This window comes from Anaerofustis stercorihominis, assembly GCF_024623185.1.
GTDB lineage: Bacteria > Bacillota > Clostridia > Eubacteriales > Anaerofustaceae > Anaerofustis.
The window spans coordinates 113,569-130,464 of record NZ_JANJZK010000005.1 but is presented as its reverse complement, the minus strand read 5'-3'; the positions used below and the strand labels follow the sequence as shown (position 1 = coordinate 130,464).

Below are 16,896 nucleotides of genomic sequence, written 5' to 3'. Positions count from 1 at the left end.
TATTTAAAATTCATGATAGTTTAAATGGTATCATCATTTAGATAATATATAAGCTCCTTTTATGGGAGCTTTTAATTAAACAATTTTTATATCACTTATTTATTAAATGATATTTCATAATAATTTAACTAAATAATAAAAGAGCCTTATGTAAGGCTCTTTTATTTCATCTTATAATTCTTGAATTTATTTTCGTCTGATATGGAAACAAATAAAAGTATGTTTTCTACTATTTCTCTGAGGTTATTTACCGCTTCCTTGTATCCTCGAATAAAGCATTCCTTTTCAGCAAAGTAAGCATAATCTCCGATATCCTGCTCGATTTTTCGGAAGACTTCATCTCCTACGGTATCGTTTATCTTTTTGATGATAATAAATCTTTCATTATTGATTTCTTCAAATCCGTCTCTGCTTTGATTGATATCGCTGTTCATGTATTTATCATATATTTCTTCCAGTATTCGATTTTTCATTTTTGTTCCGCCGATGTTTTATGATAATTATTTACTATATCGCTTATTGCTTTTGAGTAATCAACATTTTTTATTCTGCAGTATTCATTCAATTTAAAATATTCTTCTTTGGTCAGTTCTAACGTTATGCTTTCTTTATTTTTACGATTATTCATTTCTATCCTCCTATGTTTGATTTTGTGTTGTTGAAAAACCATAGGAAGTATGATAGAATATTTTTATCATACTTCGGTATGGTAAAGTGTAAGGAGCTTGTTTTTTCAAAGGGGCAGGCTCCTTTTAATTTAACCTAATTTTCTAATTCCTTCTCGAATGGCTGCGGCTTTATCAATATTATGTTTTTCACAGTATTCTTTTAAAATCTTACTGGTTTCTTTATCAAGCCTTACAGTTACCCTTTCTCTCATGGAATTTTCGCTCTTAGGTCTTCCTGTTCGTGGAGACATATATGCACCTCCTTTAATTGTGACTGCCACAAATATATTATAAATTACGACTGCCAATAAGTCAATATAAAAGTAGTATTTAGTCGGATTATTTCATTCATTTCAGTCCTCTTATGTTTTATTTTGTGTTGTTGAAAAACCATAGGAAGTATGATAGAATATTTTTATCATACTTCGGTATGGTATCCTTAAAGGAGCTTGTTTTTTCAAAGGGGCAGGCTCCTTTTAATTTAACCTAATTTTCTAATTCCTTCTCGAATGGCTGCGGCTTTATCAGTATTATGCTTTTCACAATACTCTTTTAAAATCTTACTTGTTTCTTTATCAAGCCTTACAGTTACCCTTTCTCTCATGGAATTTTCGCTCTTAGGTCTTCCTGTTCGTGGAGACATATATGCACCTCCTTTAATTGTGACTGCCACAAATATATTATAAATTATGACCGCCAATAAGTCAATATAAAAGTAGGATAAAGTATGATTTATTTTTTAATAATAGCATTTTATGAAATATTCTATTATATGTGGAGGTTTTATATGGATACGATAGAAACGGTGAGAGTAAGTTGTTCCTATTTATCAAAGAAACAATTTTTTTAGGTAATCAGGATATGATTTACAACAGTAAGTTTGATATCCCTTCCACGGAGGCTTAGGCACCTCGCTCAGCGGGTTCGTTTCTTCCATTCATTAGATAAGGAGAGTATGGTCGATTTTCTAAGGACTGAAAGCCCTTATTTCGGTAGTAGGGCGGAGCCCTGCAAGGGAGTTGAATGCACCTTGCCTTAGAAGTTTGTTTCTTAAAAAATAAAGTAACAAATATCATATTAATTTCATATAAATCACATTAAAGATACATATACATAAAATAATATATGATTAAATCATAAAGAAGAAAGAGGTGATAATAAGGTGGATGACCTGCACGACCTGAGAAGGTATATAAAATTATATAATGCTCATTTTTTAGTGAGATTTAATTCATTTTGTTGGTATAGCCAATCTCTGCAGGAGTAGGGATGTTTTGGTTATGCTTTTTTTAATACATTAAAACAACATTATGAAGGAGACAAAAAATGAGTAATAATAATGATAATAAGGTTCCTTATCACTCCCTTGGGGTTGAAGACACTTTAAGTAAACTGGATACAACAAAAGAGGGGTTGAGTGATAGAGAAGCTTTGGACAGATTAAATAAATATGGTGCAAATGAACTGAAGAAAGCACCAAGAAAATCTATTTTTGAGATGCTAAAAGAACAATTATCCGATGTAATGGTCCTTATATTGATAGCGGCTGCATTGCTGTCCGTTATTTTGAATGAATGGACCGAAGCTATCGTGATAATGGTCATTGTAATAATAGACGCTGTAATAGGTATAGTTCAGGAGAAAAAAGCCGTAGATGCAATGGAGGCACTGAAAAGTATGTCCGCGCCTACAGCAAGAGCCCTTAGAGAAGGTGAAGAAAGTATCGTTAAGGCAAGTGAGCTTGTTATAGGCGATGTGGTGATATTGGAAGACGGATGCATAGTCCCCGCAGATATGAGGATTATAGAATCCGCAAACCTAAAGATTGAAGAAGCTTCTCTTACCGGTGAGTCCGTTCCCTCCGAAAAAGACTGGGAGGATGTGTTTGAAAGCGATATACCTCTTGGAGACAGGACAAATATGGCGTATACTTCATCAGTCGTAACTTACGGAAACGGTATAGGAGTCGTTACAGCAACGGGAATGGATACCGAAGTCGGTAGTATTGCAGGAATGATTGAAAAAGAAGATAACTTCGATACACCGCTTAAAAGAAAGCTAAATTCCGTAGGGAAGATACTTAGCGTAGTCGGTATAATAGTTTGTGTACTTATGTTTGCTATTGGGTATATGTATCAAAAACCATTGGTGCCTCTTCTTATGACCGCAATTTCTCTTGCTATTTCAATTATTCCCGAGGGGCTTCCGGCGACCGCAACGATAGTGATGGCGCTTGGCGTACAAAGGATGGCAAAGAAAAATGCACTTGTGAGAAAGCTTCCCGCAGTTGAGACCCTTGGGAGTGCAACCGTCATTTGTTCCGACAAGACAGGTACACTTACGAAAAATCAGATGACCGTAACTCATATAGCCATGAACGGCGATTTTGAAAAAGGGGAAGCCACAGACGTAAAAGCCGCGGGAGAAAAATATGAACACATATACAAAGATTTGATTTCAGCCGCCGCACTTTGTAACAATGCAAGCCTTGACCCGGATAATGAGGGAGAGATTTTGGGAGATCCAACGGAAGGCGCGCTTATATATCTTGCAAAAGAGTTTGGTATAGACCACGAAGACTATGAAGACGAACATAAAAGAGAATTTGAACAGCCCTTTGATTCGGATAGAAAGAGAATGAGTACCGTTCATATAATGGACGGAGAAATAACAGCTTTCACAAAGGGCGCGGTAGATGAAATGCTTCCTCTTTGTACGAAGATATCGACAGAAGTAGGTATAAGAGATTTAACCGAAGAAGATAAAAGCAATATTTTGAAGCTTTGTCAGAAAATGTCTGAAGATGCACTAAGGGTTTTGGGGTTTGCAAAGAGGACTTTAAAAGAAATCCCCGAAGAAGACGATGAAGATATCGAATTCGATATGACATTCCTCGGTGCCGTAGGAATGATCGATCCTCCGAGAGAAGAAGTCATAGACGCAGTAGAGACCTGTCATAAAGCGGGTATCAGGACTATAATGATAACCGGAGACCATAAAATAACAGCTATGGCAATAGCTAAAAAACTTCATATATATAAAGACGGGAACACTGTTATATCAGGTGATGAGCTTGATAATATGAGTGACGACGAACTCGATAAACTGGTCGGTTCAGTGACTGTTTTTGCAAGGGTTTCTCCAAAAGATAAGCTAAGGATAATAAAATCGCTTAAAAGAACAGGGGAAGTGGCTGCAATGACGGGGGACGGTGTAAATGATTCTCCTGCTCTCAAAGCCGCAGATATAGGAGTTGCAATGGGAAAAAGCGGTACAGACGTGGCAAAGGACAGTGCCGATATGATTTTAATGGACGATAACTTTACTACCATTGAATATGCAATCAAAGAGGGAAGAAGAGTATACAGGAATATACAGAAGGTCATACAGTTCCTTCTTGCGGGCAATATCGCAGAGATACTTACCCTTTTTATAGCAACTATCTTGAATTGGGACGCACCTATCCTTGCGGTACATGTACTTCTCATAAATCTTGCTACGGATACCCTTCCCGCGTTGGCTCTGGGGGTGGATCCGGCGGGAAGAAATATAATGAAGCATAAGCCTATAAAGTCGAATTCATTATTTGAAAAAGGACTTGTGTTGAGAGTACTTCTTCACGGTGTGTATATAATGATCGCTACGATATCTGCTTATCAAATCGGTATACATATCGATTCTCATGCAGTCGGTATGACTATGGCATTCCTTGTGCTTGCCATATCTCAGTTGTTTCATGCACTCAACCAAAGGTCGAATACTCTCTCCGCCTTTACCACAAAAAACGGACACAACAAATACTTATTCATGGCAATGGTCTTATCAGGCGTGATACTTGCACTTACAATATGTGTACCTCAGCTTAGAGAATTCTTTAGTCTTGCTACATTGAGTTTTGAAGAGTGGAAGATCGTGGGAATATTCTCTTTGGTGCCTCTGTTATTGGTCGAAATCACAAAACTGATAAAGAGGACTTTCCATTTGGAGGTATAATATATGGTTTAAAAGTATTTCATAAAAAAGATTTTTATGGAAAATTTAAATTTTAAATGTAAGGGATCATTCCCTTACATTTTTTATGTACCGTAACGATATGATTTTATGTTATAATCAATCAGTAAATATCGATATAATAACGGGAGAAAATATGAAAGCAGTAATATTTGATTTTAACGGGACTATGTTTTTTGATTCCGACAAACATGAAAAGGCATGGGAGAGATATCTCGGAAAGCTTATTGGCAGAAAAATAACCGACGAGGAATTTAAAAAGTATGTTCACGGCAGGAACAGTTCTTTTATAATAGAACATTTTTTGAATAAGAAAATGGATAAAGAAACACTAATGAATATGTCCGATGAAAAGGAGGGAGTTTACAGAAAACTCTGTCTTGAAGATAAAGAGAATTTTCATTTGGTCAATGGGCTTACCGGTTTCCTTGATTATTTGAAAGAAAAGGATATAAACGTAAATATTGCTACGGCTTCAAATAAAGAAAATATAGATTTCTATTTTAATAACTTTAGTCTTGGTAATTGGTTCGATTATGATAAGGTCGTATATGATGACGGTACTCTTCCGGGGAAGCCTGAACCCGATATATACCTAAAAGCGGCAGAAAATATAGGTATAGACCCGGGTGATACTATTGTATTTGAAGACGCTCTTTCAGGGATAAAGTCTGCTTTTAACGGTGGTTTTGCCAAAATAATCGTAATTGCCGATAAAGAAAATGAATTTTATTTTAGGGATTTAAAGGAAGTAAGCGGAGTGATAAAAGACTTTAGTGAGGCTAAGGGATATTTAGATTAAACATAGTAATGTTTATTGTGGTGTATTATAGGAAAATACTTTACAAATGCTAAAAACAATGGTAACATAATTATGTTATGATTGTTTTTTTATATTTAGCAATCGGTTATAAAAGTACGAAAAGGAGATAAATTATGGGTAAATATGGTGAAAAGGCAGTAAAATTACATGATGAAAAATATAACTGCTGTCAGTCTGTTGTATTGGCTTTTGAAGAAGAAATCGGGGTCGACAGAGATACTCTTGCAAATCTTTCGGCTAACTTAGGCGGAGGACTCGGTTATGCGGGAGAAGTATGCGGAGCGGTTTCGGGAATGGCTATAGTGTCCGGATTTTTAGGCGGCTGGAAAGACCCTAAAGATCAGGAAAGCAAAAAAATCAGTTATGATACTATTAAAGAATTGGTTGAAGAATTTAGAGACGAAAATAATTTTTCACGCTGTGATGAGCTTCGTGAGCAAAGAAAAGCAGGCGGTAGCACTTGTGCCGAACTTATGAGCTGTGCGGCAGATATGGTCGCAAAGAAAATGGGACTTGAATAAATACATAACTTAGGAGATTTATATAAAATGGGTAGTAAATTACAAGATAAGGTAGCTATAGTAACAGGTGCGACCGGCGGTATAGGAAGAGAAATCGTAAAGGCTTTGGCAGGCGAAGGTGCCAAAGTTTTAATGGCAGATATAAACGAAGAAGCTCTTCGAAGTTTAAAGAAAGAAATCGGAGAAAACATAGAGTATTACAGCGGGGATTTATGTGATTTGGAAACTTGTAAGAAAATCGCAGCTTACTGCAAGGATACTTTCGGTAAACTTGATATTTTGGTAAACAGTGTGGGAGTGGCTCTCAGAAAGCCTTTACTCGATGTAACCAAAGAAGAATTCATGAAACTCTATGAAGTAAACGTATATACAACTCTTTCAATGACTCAGGCTTGTTATGATTTGTTAAAGGAATCGGACAGTTCGGATATAATTTCCATAGTATCATCTTCGGGAATGTATCCTCATATACACCAGGGAGCTTATTGTTCTACAAAATATGCACAAAGAGCACTAAATGAAGTTTTGAATATTGAACTTTTCGATGATGACATAAGAGTACATAATCTATATCCTTCTGCGGTAGAAACACCTATGGCTAAGATTGCCAGGGGAGATTTGGCTGAAAATATGTCCTGTAAGCCTGAAGAAATAGCGGAAATAATAGTATTTATTTTATCCAACAGAAATAACTCGGTAATAGATAATTTGATAATAAGACGTTACACAAAGAGACCTGATGAAATGTAAATGATTGGAGGAACATAAAATGGAAGATTTTGCAAAAGTTGCAGTTGACCTTGGTGCTACGACCGCAAAGGTGATAGATACCGATACCGTGGTTACTGCACCTTGGACTCTCAATAAGTGTAAATACGGATGTAAGAACTACAATAAAAGACAGTGCTGTCCTCCCATTGCAACTACTTATAAGGAGATGCAGGTCTTACTCGATACTTACGAAAAAGCACTTCTTATACAGTGTCTTGACCCTTACGACGTAAATCATGTACTTAGGAAAACTATGGACTGGCTCGGTAAGCACGGATATTACAAATGTCTTGGATACGGAGCCAAAAAGTGTGAAATATGCAGAGATGAATACGGAGAAGAATGTTCGTTCCCTGATTGCAAACATGCCGATAAGGTAATACCTCAAATGGACGGAAGCGGGATAGACGTCATTCAAACAGTTAATAATAACGGATATGAAGAGCATGGAGTAAAATGCTGGGGAGATAACACAGGATTCAAAGTTCTTCCTCACGAGAAGGGCGGAAAAGACTGGAGAGAATCGGGAATAAACTTCTATGGTATGATTTTACTTTACTAGAAAATTGGCATTTAAAATATGATGGAGCAAAGAGCCTCGCCTTTTGTGCGGGGTTTTTTTTGTTGTTGTCAGAATTTTATAGGATTTAACTTAAAGGTTTTGTTTGATTTTTATTTATATATATTAAATATCTTTTAATATATATAAATTTGTAAAAATATGTCCGTATTCCTATTGTGTATTACCTCAAAAAATTGTAATATATAAATGAAACAAAACAAATTAAAGGAGAGTAAAAATATGGAAAATCAACCAAAGGGAAAGACTTTATTAAAAGTAGTCAGCATTTTACTTATAATAGGTGCGGTAGTTACGTTTATATTAAGTTTAATGACAATGCTTGGAGGTACTATGGTAGCTGCAGGTGCAGATGAGTTTACCGGGGGACTATTTATAATTTTAGGTGTGATAAGTATACTTCTAGGTATATTACAGCTTATCGCAGGTATAGTAGGCGTTAAGAATGCCGGTAATGCAGATGCTGAATCGGTAAAGAAATGTCAAACGTGGGGTATTATTTTATTAGTTATAGCTATAGTTAATATAGGTCTTGTTATAATTATGAATCAATTTGCTGTTTCTTCACTTTTTGCATTATTGTTACCTATTCTATTCCTTGTCGGCGTAAATATGAACAAACAATCTATAGAAGAATAATTAGAATAGAGATTAAGAAAAATAGAAAATCAATCAAAAGGTACAGGATTGCTTAAAATATTAAGCATTCTTCTTATTATCGGTGCGGTACTGTCTCTTATAATGTGTTTAGTGGTTGCAGTCGGCGGTAATGCCGCTTCTGATAATTTTAATTTTACACAGCTAGGTACTTCCGTTACATTATCAGCCTTACTTGGAGTATTTCATCTTGGAGCTGGTATATTCGGACTTAAGAGTATAAAAGACCCAAGTAAAGAAGTGTTGAAGAATTGTATGTTATGCGGGATATTATTACTTGTAGGTGATATTGTTGCGGTAATAAATTATAAAAAATCAGTTATTGATTAGTGTTATTTAAAATATTAAAAAAGAGAGATTTTCTCTCTTTTTTATTTGTTCAGTTCTATAAATTTTATAAAGTCATCAGCCTGAGCATGGATAAACTCAAGTCCTTTAACGATGTTTCCTTTGTCATCCATACTTTTCATTGCATTTGGAAAAGTAAGTCTTGAAGTCATCATGATTTTAGCATCTAAAAAGTTAAGAACGCTGATTAAATGGTCCTGAGCCACAACGGTTCCCGTCATTCCCGGTGTTATGCCGCTTACGCATATCGGTTTATCTTTAAGTACTTGTGGTACATCTTTACTTATAGGTCTTGAAAGCCAGTCTAAGAGATTCTTAAGTACACCCGGGAAGTAATGATTATATTCGGGGGTAAAGAACCAAACTGCGTCAGCTTCTTTTATTTTATCCCTTACTTTTGATACTGCTTTCGGTGCGGGATATTCAATATCTTCATTAAAAAATGGAATATCCATATAATCGAGTATTTCAAATTCCGCTTTATCTTTCAAATATTCTTTTATTGTCTTTGCTAATTTTAAATTAAGTGAATCCTTTTTAAAAGAACCGACAATACCTACTATTTTATATTCTGACATATTTATCCTCCGTGATTGTAATCCTGATAATAGGATATGTATTATAGTTATATTTATAAATATAAAATCAAATAATATAAAAAACTTGCTTTTATAATGTTGTTTGTTTTGTGGTATAATATTAAAATATTGTGTTTATATAATAGTTTCATTATGTATTTTAAATCTATGATTATATCTTAAAATGTTTTAACCAGACGATAGGGATTTTAATTATTAGTATTAAAAAATAATATTGAAATATAACTTTTACCTGAGATATTTATTAGATTAAAAGGGGATTTGTATGCGAGAGAGAATATATGAAATGGTGGAAAAGCCTGCAGAAGAGGATTCATTAAGCAGGTTCTATGATATTTTTATGCTTATAGTGATAGTAATAAGCATAATCCCTCTATGTTTCAAATTTAATAACCAATTATTTAATCTTATAGATTATACGACTTGTGCAATCTTTATCGTGGATTATATTTTTAGGATATCCACTGCGGATTATAAACTGCATGAGGGTAAGATGTCTTTTATACTATATCCGTTTACTCCTTTTGCCATAATCGACCTTATTTCAATACTTCCGACTATAAGCATAATAAGTCACAGTTTTAAGCTTTTCAGATTATTTAGAGTGTTTAAAACCTTTAGACTCTTTAAGAGCCTTAGATATTCAAGGAATTTTGAATTTATCTCAACTGTTATAAAAAATGAAAAAGAACCTCTTATTTCAATTTTAGTATTTGCAGTCGTGTATACATTCATATCTGCTCTTATAATGTTTAATGTGGAACCGGGGAATTTTGATAATTTCTTTGATGCTTTTTACTGGGCAACTACAGCTCTTACCACCGTAGGCTACGGAGATATATACCCGGTTACGGAAGCGGGGAAAATAGTGAGTATACTTTCTTCCTGTCTCGGTATTGCCATAATCGCTCTTCCTTCGGGAATACTTACTGCCGGATTTATGAGTGAAATTGAAAGAAGAAAAGATGATTTGGAGTAAGAGTTAAATCAAAAACTAAGATTTAAAGATGTTTTTTGAATAGTGGAACATAATATAATATGTCTTTTATAAAATACTTAAGTATATGATAAATTTTGAGATGGATGATTTATATTTTAATAGCTGTATGGCGGCGCGGAATCTGCCGGAGGCAGGCGTAGTGCCGCAGGGGAGTGACCTTTTATTATAAATAAGCTATGTATTTTTTAGTAAAATCTTTATGTTAGATAAACATTTGTAATATTAAAATTTTTATATTATATCAAATAAAAAAGGACAGCGTCAGCTGTTCCTTTTTATTTAAGAGATTTTTTTATATTTTTCATTTTATACATATTTTTATCTGCAATCTCGATGAGTTTATTTATGCTCATTTCAGAATTATACTCACTGTATCCTACGCTAACTGACAATTTGAACTCAGTATCTATATTTTCAATATAGTTGTTTAACTTTTCTAAATAGTCATTTACTTCTATATCCTTAAAATCAATAAATATAGTATAAAATTCATCTCCGCCTATTCTAAAAGATTTAATTTTTTCACTGCTTAATACTTCCTTTATTGCATCAGATATGTATTTAATGGCATTATCACCGATAACATGTCCGTAAGTATCATTTATATCTTTTAAACAATCTATATCAAACACTGCAAGAAAAAGACTCTTGATTTCTTTATCATATTTAATAATGTATCTGTTTATTTCCTGATCAAACGATCGTCTGTTAAAAAGCCCGGTCAAGCTGTCGTATAAAACAAGTTCATTCATCTGTTCTATCAAATCCGAAATATCCAGATTGTTATTCTGGGTTTTATCACTTACGAGAAGATTATTTGTTATATCTTTTATAAATTCTATTACCATTACTTTACCATTGATAGTAATAGGCTCTGAATTTATAAGATATATTTTCCCGTTTAAATATTCAAGTTTTATGATTTCGCTGTTATTCTTGCATGCATTTCGTGATGAACAGTTTTTACATGGAGTCCCTTTCTTCCATATATCGTAACAATTCGTTTCGGTATCAATAAGTTCTTTATCATGATAGTCATAAACTTTAAATTTATTTATATCTATCAATCTGTAAAAATCGAATATTTTTAAATTATCTGCGTACTTTTTTAAATCCTCGTCTATTTCATTTATATTAAACATTGATCTCTCCATTAATAAATAATGTTTTAATTTTATCATATATCGGGATTTAAATCCATTATTTAATAAGAATAATTCTTAATTGTTTTCTAAATGATTTATGGCTTTATTTATATCGAGAGTTTTAAAACCGTCTTCAAAAATGAAAAATGGTATCCCGATTTTATTTTCTCTCTTTATTTCTTCGAATAAATCTTCATTATCCCTGTACTTTAAAAATTCTTTCATAGTAGTTGTCGAATCTGTTATTTCAATAAAGTCATAATGGATTTCTTTACTTTCAAATAATTCAATCGTTTCTCTGCAGTTTATGCACTTGTGCATTCCATAAATAGTCAGTTTCATTTCTTTCCTCCATTTTTATTTAATTTATCTTTGTATATCTCAATCTTATTATCGAGATTATTTAGATATTCTTCCCATTTTTTCTTTTCATTCAATACGTGAGTTCTATGTTTTTTAAGAATATCCATTCTTTCTTTTATCGTGCAGTCTCCCATATATCTAAGTTTTGAATACTCTCTTATATCTTTCAGCGGCATTCCCGTATTCTTGAGTCTTTCTATGAACCTTATCCACTCTACATCGCTTTCATCGAATATTCTTATATTATTTTCGTCTCTATTTATTTTTATTAGTCCTTTATTCTCATAGTACCTTATGGTTGAAGGGGGGATATTTGTTTTCTTTGATATTTGCGAAATTTTCATGATTTGAACTTTCCTTGATATTTTACTTGACTTAAACCATGGTTTAAGTATTAGGCTTATTATAAAAGAAAAAGGAGGATAATTCAAATGTATGATTTAAGATTTCAAAAGGGAAAAGAAATGCTTGATAAAATAGACGGGAAAGGGGGAGAGGAAGTAATTGATTCCCTAAAGGATATAGCTCCGGATTTAGGCAGGTATATAGTTGAATTTGCTTTCGGTGATATTTATATGAGAGGCGGACTTGATTTAAAAGAAAGAGAACTTATAACCATTACTTCTCTTTTATCTATGGGAGGCTTGGAACCTCAGCTTAAAGTGCATATCAACGCCGCTTTGAATGTAGGTATCTCTAAAGAAAAAATAATCGAAGCATTTTTTCAGTGTATACCTTATGCAGGCTTTCCAAGAGTACTGAACGCTGTAAGTATAGCACGAGAGATATTTGAAGAAATAAAGTAAAATATAGCTATTGTTATTATGTTATTTACATAAAAAATTTAGTTAAGTAAATTTTATAAGCATCGGAAAAACCGATGCTTATTATTATGGGTCGTGCCCCGGTCGGGCGCGTAAAGCGTGCAAAATAGTAACCACCCGCTATGCGGGGGCGAGGTGTTTTATATATCTTGAATTTAGTGAGATAACAGAGTGTAGGAAATATGGATTATCTGTTAAGGAAATTTTATGTGTTTGCTTTAAAAATATCTTCACCTTATAATCATGTCCTTCAGGATAATTTATAATATATGAATAGGTTATCTTATATTTTATTATTATTGTGTTCTATTCAATGAACTTAAATAGAATATAGGACGGTTTTATTAATAATTTGGAAATGTTTAAATTTTATAAATTGTAACTATGTTATAAGCAAAATCCCATTAATTGGATTATGAAATATATTTATAAATATGCTATCCTAACAGTACGTAAAAAAAGCTGAAATAAATATTAATAAATGATAAAATAAATCAGTCAAAATATTTAAGGAGCAAAGTATGCAGTGGAATGAAAAATTGCAGATCATAATCGATTATGTGGAAGAGCATCTTCAAAGAAAAGAAGAGGGGATTGACAGAGACGAGATAGAAAGAATAGCGGGTTGTTCATATGGTTTCTTTCAAAAAGTATTTTCATATATGAATGATATAAGTTTTTCGGAGTACGTTCGGTTAAGAAAACTTACCCTTGCAGGTTACGACCTTAAGAGCAGCGATATAAAAGTCGTTGATTTAAGTTATAAGTACGGATATGATTCTCCGACTTCATTTACAAAGGCATTTCAGCAGTTTCACGGAGTATCTCCCAGTGAGGCTAGAAAAAATGGTATCAAATTAAAGGTATATCCCAAAATGAGGATATCGGTTAAACAAAAATATTCATGGAAAATTGAGCATACAAAATCGCTTAGGCTGATTGGAAAAAGCATTAAAGTCTCTTGCGACGAAAATGTAAATAAAAAAATCCCTGAGATTTGGAGTAATTCTCAAAAGGATGGGACATTTCATAAACTTGTTTTATCGGATACAGCCGATAATAGGGGAATGTTTGGTGTTATGGGGGGATACGACAAAGAAAAAAATGAAATGGAATATTCGATAATGGTTATTTCAGATAGGGAACTTCCCGAGGGATTCAGAGAACTTATCGTACCGGAAGCTTCGTGGGCTGTATTTGACTTAAGGGGTGCTTCACCGAAGTCAATTCAGGAAGGCTGGAAATACTTGAATGAAGAATGGATTTTAGATTATCCCTTTAAACATGCCGATTGTCCTGAGTTTGAATGGTACAGCCACGGGAATGTTTTCGATGAAGATTATTTAAGTCAGATATGGATACCGATCATAGAGGAGGAATAGAAGATGGTACATTTGGTTTACTGCGACAATGCAGGCAAAAAAGGAGAAAAAGTTTTAGACAAGATTTTAAACGGAAATAAGACGATGGTAGTGAGAGGTGCCGCAGGAAGAAAGATACCTCACAGCAGGGTATTTGAAGGGGAGACTCTTTATTTCATGCAAAAAGGTACAAAGGATATTTGTGCAAAGGCTACAGTCAAAGAAGTAAAGAATTACCAAAAGCTTGATGACGAAGAAATCACAAGAGTTCTTGAAGAAAATCAACCGAAGTTAAACTTATCGGATAAACAGAAAATAAGATGGCACAAGAAATTTCTTTGTCTCGTAGAATTTGAAAACTTGGAAGAAATAGAAACTTTGGAGTTCGATCATCAGGGAAATATGGATGACTGGCTCATTATAGAAAAAATTGAAGATGTAGTTGTCGGGACAAGCATTCCTTACAACTATGAAAAAAGCAGATTTAAGAAGTAGGTTTTGTTTATAAAAAGCACCATTAGGTGCTTTTTTAGGCGCATTAAGTAACTTAAAAATTTTATATAAATATAATTTAAGTCTTATTATAAAGCTGTTTATTATGAATATCAATGTTTTAGATTTATTACCATATGTCGTATCAATCGGTACTGCGTATTTAGGATAAGACAATCGATTAAAAACTCTGAAAATCAAATTGAGGCTTTAAAAGTTAAATATGGACAAGTATTAAAGCTAGTTAAAAATCACTATATTCAAAAAATATAAGCATTAAAAAAATTAGAGTTAAAAATAAAAGAAGATGAACAAAATCTTGCCGGTGATATTTTAAAAGATGTTATAATAAATCATGGTAAATTAGATAATTTAACAGATGCAATAAAAGGGATAAGTGAACTGGAAAAATCAATGATTAAATAAAACAATAAAATTTATTTAATCGTTGAAAATATCTAAATTAATAAAAGTCTAAAAAGAAAGTGTTGGTAGTTTTATTTTTATAAGTGCAACAAAAAAGCCATTCCAAAAGGATAATTTCCTTTGAAACAGCTAAGTTTTTAAAATGGTGCCGATGGCCGGATTCGAACCGGCATGGATTTCTCCGCATGATTTTGAGTCATGTGCGTCTGCCAATTTCGCCACATCGGCTTAAAGTACTAAATGATTATATCATTAACTTTCATTATTTTCAAGGGTGACTTTCTCATTTTTTGAACTTATTATATTAAATATCACTGCGATTAGTACAAGCCCTCCTCCGATTAGGGAAACAAAGCTTGGTATCTCGCCGATAACAAGAGCTACCCAAATAGGATTTAAAATAGCTTCGAGCATTGAAATAAGTGAAGCATCAACGCTTGGAGTAGTTTCGATACCCTTAGAGAAGAATGCATAAGATATGCCCATTTGAAATATACCAAGTATTATTATCCCAAATACTCCTGCCATATCAAGAGCAGGTTCATTACCTTGAAGCAGTACAGGAACGGAAATCAAGAATATCAAAGCGTTTCCTATTATGCTTGCATCCAGCGCGCTCGAATCGTCGTATGAGTTAAATATAAACATTCCGGAATACCCAAGCCCTGCAAGTATCGCAAGTATATTACCAAGCATTGCTCCGGAACCTACTTTATCTATAAAGAATAAAATAACGCCTATGAATGCTATAGCAACTGTTATAAGCTGTTTCTTGGTCGGAAATTTTTTGAAGAAGAATATACTTAGTATTATTACGAAGATAGGGGCTGTGTACTGGAGTATTATTGCGTTTGCCGCTGTTGTAAGCTTAGTTGCATATACGAATAATATCCCCATGGACACATATGAAAGACTTGCAAAAATCACATGTTTGTTGAATTTAAAATCAAAGGCACCTTTTATCAAAACGAGAGTTATAGTGGATAAAAATGCTCTTACCCCGCTTATTGCCATAGGCTGCCAAGGGATATATTTTATCAGCACGCCGTTGAGGCTCCATAAAAATGCCGCTATTACTATATATATCGCTCCGTTTTTTCTGCTTTTTTCCATATAAATCTCCTAAAATAACAATACTTTTTTATTATAACAAAATTGTTTAGAAAAATATAATTATTTTTTCATTTTCTTTTTATAGTTTTTTTGTTAATATATAATGTGGAAACATGTGAAAAAAAGGTGGAATATGGATGAAGTATAAAAATATCAATCCCATAGTTTTAATTCCCGCATATATGCCGGATGAAAAACTCATCAAGGTTATAAAGGAATTAATAAAAAATGATGAAAAAATACTAATAGTCAACGACGGAAGCGGAAGTGGCTTTGATGATATATTTGATGAAGCAAAAAAACTCGGATGTGTTGTTTTGGAGCATGATATAAATAAAGGCAAAGGAAGAGCTTTAAAGACAGGGTTTAGATACTGTATAGAACATAACTACAGTGCCGTAACCGCAGACGCAGACGGTCAGCATCTTCCAAAAGATATAATGAATATCGAAAGGGTTCTGGATGAAAACCCTGATAAAATGATATTAGGAGTTAGAAATTTCGATGAGACTACTCCGATGAGAAGCATGCTCGGAAATACAATAACCAGAAAAGTATTTAAGGTAATAAATGACGGAGATGAAATAGTAGATACACAGACCGGACTTAGAGGCTTTTCTCTTGATATGATAAAAGAGATCATTGATATTGAAGGGGAGAGATATGAATTTGAAATGAATATGCTTCTGGAACTCAAGGAAAGAAATATAGAAGTGATACAAGAACCTATAGCCGTAGTTTACATAGATGACAACGAATCTTCTCATTATGATACCTTAAGAGATTCACTCAGAGTATATAAGAGGATAATTAAATATATTATTTCTTCGACATCTTCAGCACTCGTAGATTATTTAAGCTTCTGCTTATTTACTTTTTTCGGACTGCCCTTATTAGTTGCAACTTATACCGCAAGGCTTATCTCATCACTGTTTAATTACACTTTAAACAGAAAATACGTATTTAAAAATGATAGTCATATAGGCAAAACCATGTTTAAATATTATATACTAGTTGTCATAGTCGCATTTTTAAGTTACTTTTTCACAAATGTGGTACATAATTATATAGGTATAAACGTCTATATTGCAAAAGCTGTAGTCGATATGTGTTTATACGTAGTAACATACAACGGACAGAAATACTTTGTTTTTAAATAATTATTTGGCATTATAAATTAGAATTTAAATATTT

Annotated in this window: 21 protein-coding genes and 1 tRNA gene; 12 read left to right on the top strand and 10 right to left on the bottom strand. The window is 33.3% G+C overall.

Features of this window, described 5'->3' with window-relative positions; translation table 11 throughout:
- Positions 1–161: 161 nt before the first annotated feature.
- The 4 genes from NSA01_RS04655 to NSA01_RS04640 all read right to left on the bottom strand — a co-directional run bounded on the left by NSA01_RS04655 (position 162) and on the right by NSA01_RS04640 (position 1,311).
- Entirely contained in the window at positions 162–473 is a 312-nt protein-coding gene (locus tag NSA01_RS04655; protein WP_257480346.1) for a hypothetical protein, read from the bottom strand.
- The gene (locus NSA01_RS04650) at positions 470–628 is read right to left on the bottom strand and encodes a hypothetical protein (RefSeq protein WP_257480345.1); all 159 of its coding nucleotides are present in this window, start codon (positions 626–628) and stop codon (positions 470–472) included. The genes NSA01_RS04655 and NSA01_RS04650 overlap by 4 nt, the downstream gene beginning before the upstream one ends.
- Before the next feature lie 129 nt (positions 629–757).
- Positions 758–919: a ribbon-helix-helix protein, CopG family gene (locus tag NSA01_RS04645; protein ID WP_257480344.1), complete on the bottom strand. Its 162-nt coding sequence runs from the start codon at positions 917–919 to the stop codon at positions 758–760.
- A 230-nt stretch (positions 920–1,149) separates the two neighbouring features.
- Complete coding sequence (locus NSA01_RS04640; RefSeq protein ID WP_257480343.1) at positions 1,150–1,311, bottom strand: ribbon-helix-helix protein, CopG family; 162 nt, start codon at positions 1,309–1,311, stop codon at positions 1,150–1,152.
- A 683-nt stretch (positions 1,312–1,994) separates the two neighbouring features.
- On the opposite strand from NSA01_RS04640, the gene NSA01_RS04635 reads away from it, so the two are divergent.
- The 7 genes from NSA01_RS04635 (at position 1,995) to NSA01_RS04605 (ending at position 8,361) form a co-directional block, all read left to right on the top strand.
- Entirely contained in the window at positions 1,995–4,661 is a 2,667-nt protein-coding gene (locus NSA01_RS04635; protein ID WP_257480342.1) for a calcium-translocating P-type ATPase, PMCA-type, read from the top strand.
- 154 nt (positions 4,662–4,815) lie between these two features.
- Positions 4,816–5,481 (top strand): HAD family hydrolase, encoded by a 666-nt coding sequence (locus tag NSA01_RS04630; RefSeq protein WP_257480341.1) that lies wholly within the window; start codon positions 4,816–4,818, stop codon positions 5,479–5,481.
- 134 nt (positions 5,482–5,615) lie between these two features.
- Positions 5,616–6,023 (top strand): C-GCAxxG-C-C family protein, encoded by a 408-nt coding sequence (locus NSA01_RS04625; protein WP_257480340.1) that lies wholly within the window; start codon positions 5,616–5,618, stop codon positions 6,021–6,023.
- 27 nt (positions 6,024–6,050) lie between these two features.
- Entirely contained in the window at positions 6,051–6,773 is a 723-nt protein-coding gene (locus NSA01_RS04620; RefSeq protein ID WP_257480339.1) for an SDR family oxidoreductase, read from the top strand.
- 19 nt (positions 6,774–6,792) lie between these two features.
- Positions 6,793–7,356, top strand: a complete 564-nt coding sequence (locus NSA01_RS04615) for a DUF2284 domain-containing protein (RefSeq protein WP_257480338.1) — start codon at positions 6,793–6,795, stop codon at positions 7,354–7,356.
- Positions 7,357–7,596: 240 nt separating this feature from the next.
- Positions 7,597–8,013 (top strand): hypothetical protein, encoded by a 417-nt coding sequence (locus tag NSA01_RS04610; protein WP_257480337.1) that lies wholly within the window; start codon positions 7,597–7,599, stop codon positions 8,011–8,013.
- Positions 8,014–8,061: 48 nt separating this feature from the next.
- Positions 8,062–8,361 carry a hypothetical protein gene (locus NSA01_RS04605; RefSeq protein WP_257480336.1) on the top strand — a complete coding sequence of 100 codons (300 nt, stop codon included), beginning with the start codon at positions 8,062–8,064 and terminating at the stop codon, positions 8,359–8,361.
- 41 nt (positions 8,362–8,402) lie between these two features.
- Here NSA01_RS04605 and NSA01_RS04600 read toward each other — a convergent pair whose 3' ends face one another.
- Positions 8,403–8,957 carry an NADPH-dependent FMN reductase gene (locus NSA01_RS04600; RefSeq protein ID WP_257480335.1) on the bottom strand — a complete coding sequence of 185 codons (555 nt, stop codon included), beginning with the start codon at positions 8,955–8,957 and terminating at the stop codon, positions 8,403–8,405.
- Positions 8,958–9,243: 286 nt separating this feature from the next.
- On the opposite strand from NSA01_RS04600, the gene NSA01_RS04595 reads away from it, so the two are divergent.
- The gene (locus NSA01_RS04595; RefSeq protein ID WP_257480334.1) at positions 9,244–9,957 is read left to right on the top strand and encodes an ion transporter; all 714 of its coding nucleotides are present in this window, start codon (positions 9,244–9,246) and stop codon (positions 9,955–9,957) included.
- A gap of 296 nt (positions 9,958–10,253) precedes the next feature.
- Here the strand turns inward: NSA01_RS04595 and NSA01_RS04590 are convergent, their stop codons facing one another.
- The 3 genes from NSA01_RS04590 to NSA01_RS04580 all read right to left on the bottom strand — a co-directional run bounded on the left by NSA01_RS04590 (position 10,254) and on the right by NSA01_RS04580 (position 11,830).
- Complete coding sequence (locus NSA01_RS04590; protein ID WP_257480333.1) at positions 10,254–11,120, bottom strand: GGDEF domain-containing protein; 867 nt, start codon at positions 11,118–11,120, stop codon at positions 10,254–10,256.
- A gap of 78 nt (positions 11,121–11,198) precedes the next feature.
- Positions 11,199–11,465 (bottom strand): hypothetical protein, encoded by a 267-nt coding sequence (locus NSA01_RS04585; RefSeq protein WP_257480332.1) that lies wholly within the window; start codon positions 11,463–11,465, stop codon positions 11,199–11,201.
- Positions 11,462–11,830 carry a MerR family transcriptional regulator gene (locus NSA01_RS04580; RefSeq protein WP_257480331.1) on the bottom strand — a complete coding sequence of 123 codons (369 nt, stop codon included), beginning with the start codon at positions 11,828–11,830 and terminating at the stop codon, positions 11,462–11,464. Before NSA01_RS04580 ends, NSA01_RS04585 begins: the two co-directional genes overlap by 4 nt.
- Before the next feature lie 87 nt (positions 11,831–11,917).
- Between NSA01_RS04580 and NSA01_RS04575 the strand changes: the two genes are divergently transcribed.
- The 3 genes from NSA01_RS04575 to NSA01_RS04565 all read left to right on the top strand — a co-directional run bounded on the left by NSA01_RS04575 (position 11,918) and on the right by NSA01_RS04565 (position 14,166).
- Positions 11,918–12,292, top strand: coding sequence for a carboxymuconolactone decarboxylase family protein (locus NSA01_RS04575; protein ID WP_257480330.1), 375 nt, complete (start codon positions 11,918–11,920; stop codon positions 12,290–12,292).
- A gap of 539 nt (positions 12,293–12,831) precedes the next feature.
- On the top strand, positions 12,832–13,692 hold the full coding sequence (locus tag NSA01_RS04570; RefSeq protein ID WP_257480329.1) for an AraC family transcriptional regulator: 861 nt from the start codon (positions 12,832–12,834) through the stop codon (positions 13,690–13,692).
- 3 nt (positions 13,693–13,695) lie between these two features.
- On the top strand, positions 13,696–14,166 hold the full coding sequence (locus NSA01_RS04565; RefSeq protein ID WP_257480328.1) for a hypothetical protein: 471 nt from the start codon (positions 13,696–13,698) through the stop codon (positions 14,164–14,166).
- Between the two features lie 566 nt (positions 14,167–14,732).
- Here NSA01_RS04565 and NSA01_RS04560 read toward each other — a convergent pair.
- Positions 14,733–14,817 (bottom strand) — tRNA-Leu (locus NSA01_RS04560).
- A gap of 24 nt (positions 14,818–14,841) precedes the next feature.
- The gene (locus tag NSA01_RS04555) at positions 14,842–15,702 is read right to left on the bottom strand and encodes a DMT family transporter (RefSeq protein ID WP_257480327.1); all 861 of its coding nucleotides are present in this window, start codon (positions 15,700–15,702) and stop codon (positions 14,842–14,844) included.
- Between the two features lie 137 nt (positions 15,703–15,839).
- Here NSA01_RS04555 and NSA01_RS04550 point away from each other — a divergent pair, with 137 nt between their 5' ends.
- Positions 15,840–16,862 (top strand): bifunctional glycosyltransferase family 2/GtrA family protein, encoded by a 1,023-nt coding sequence (locus tag NSA01_RS04550; protein ID WP_257480326.1) that lies wholly within the window; start codon positions 15,840–15,842, stop codon positions 16,860–16,862.
- Positions 16,863–16,896: the final 34 nt, after the last annotated feature.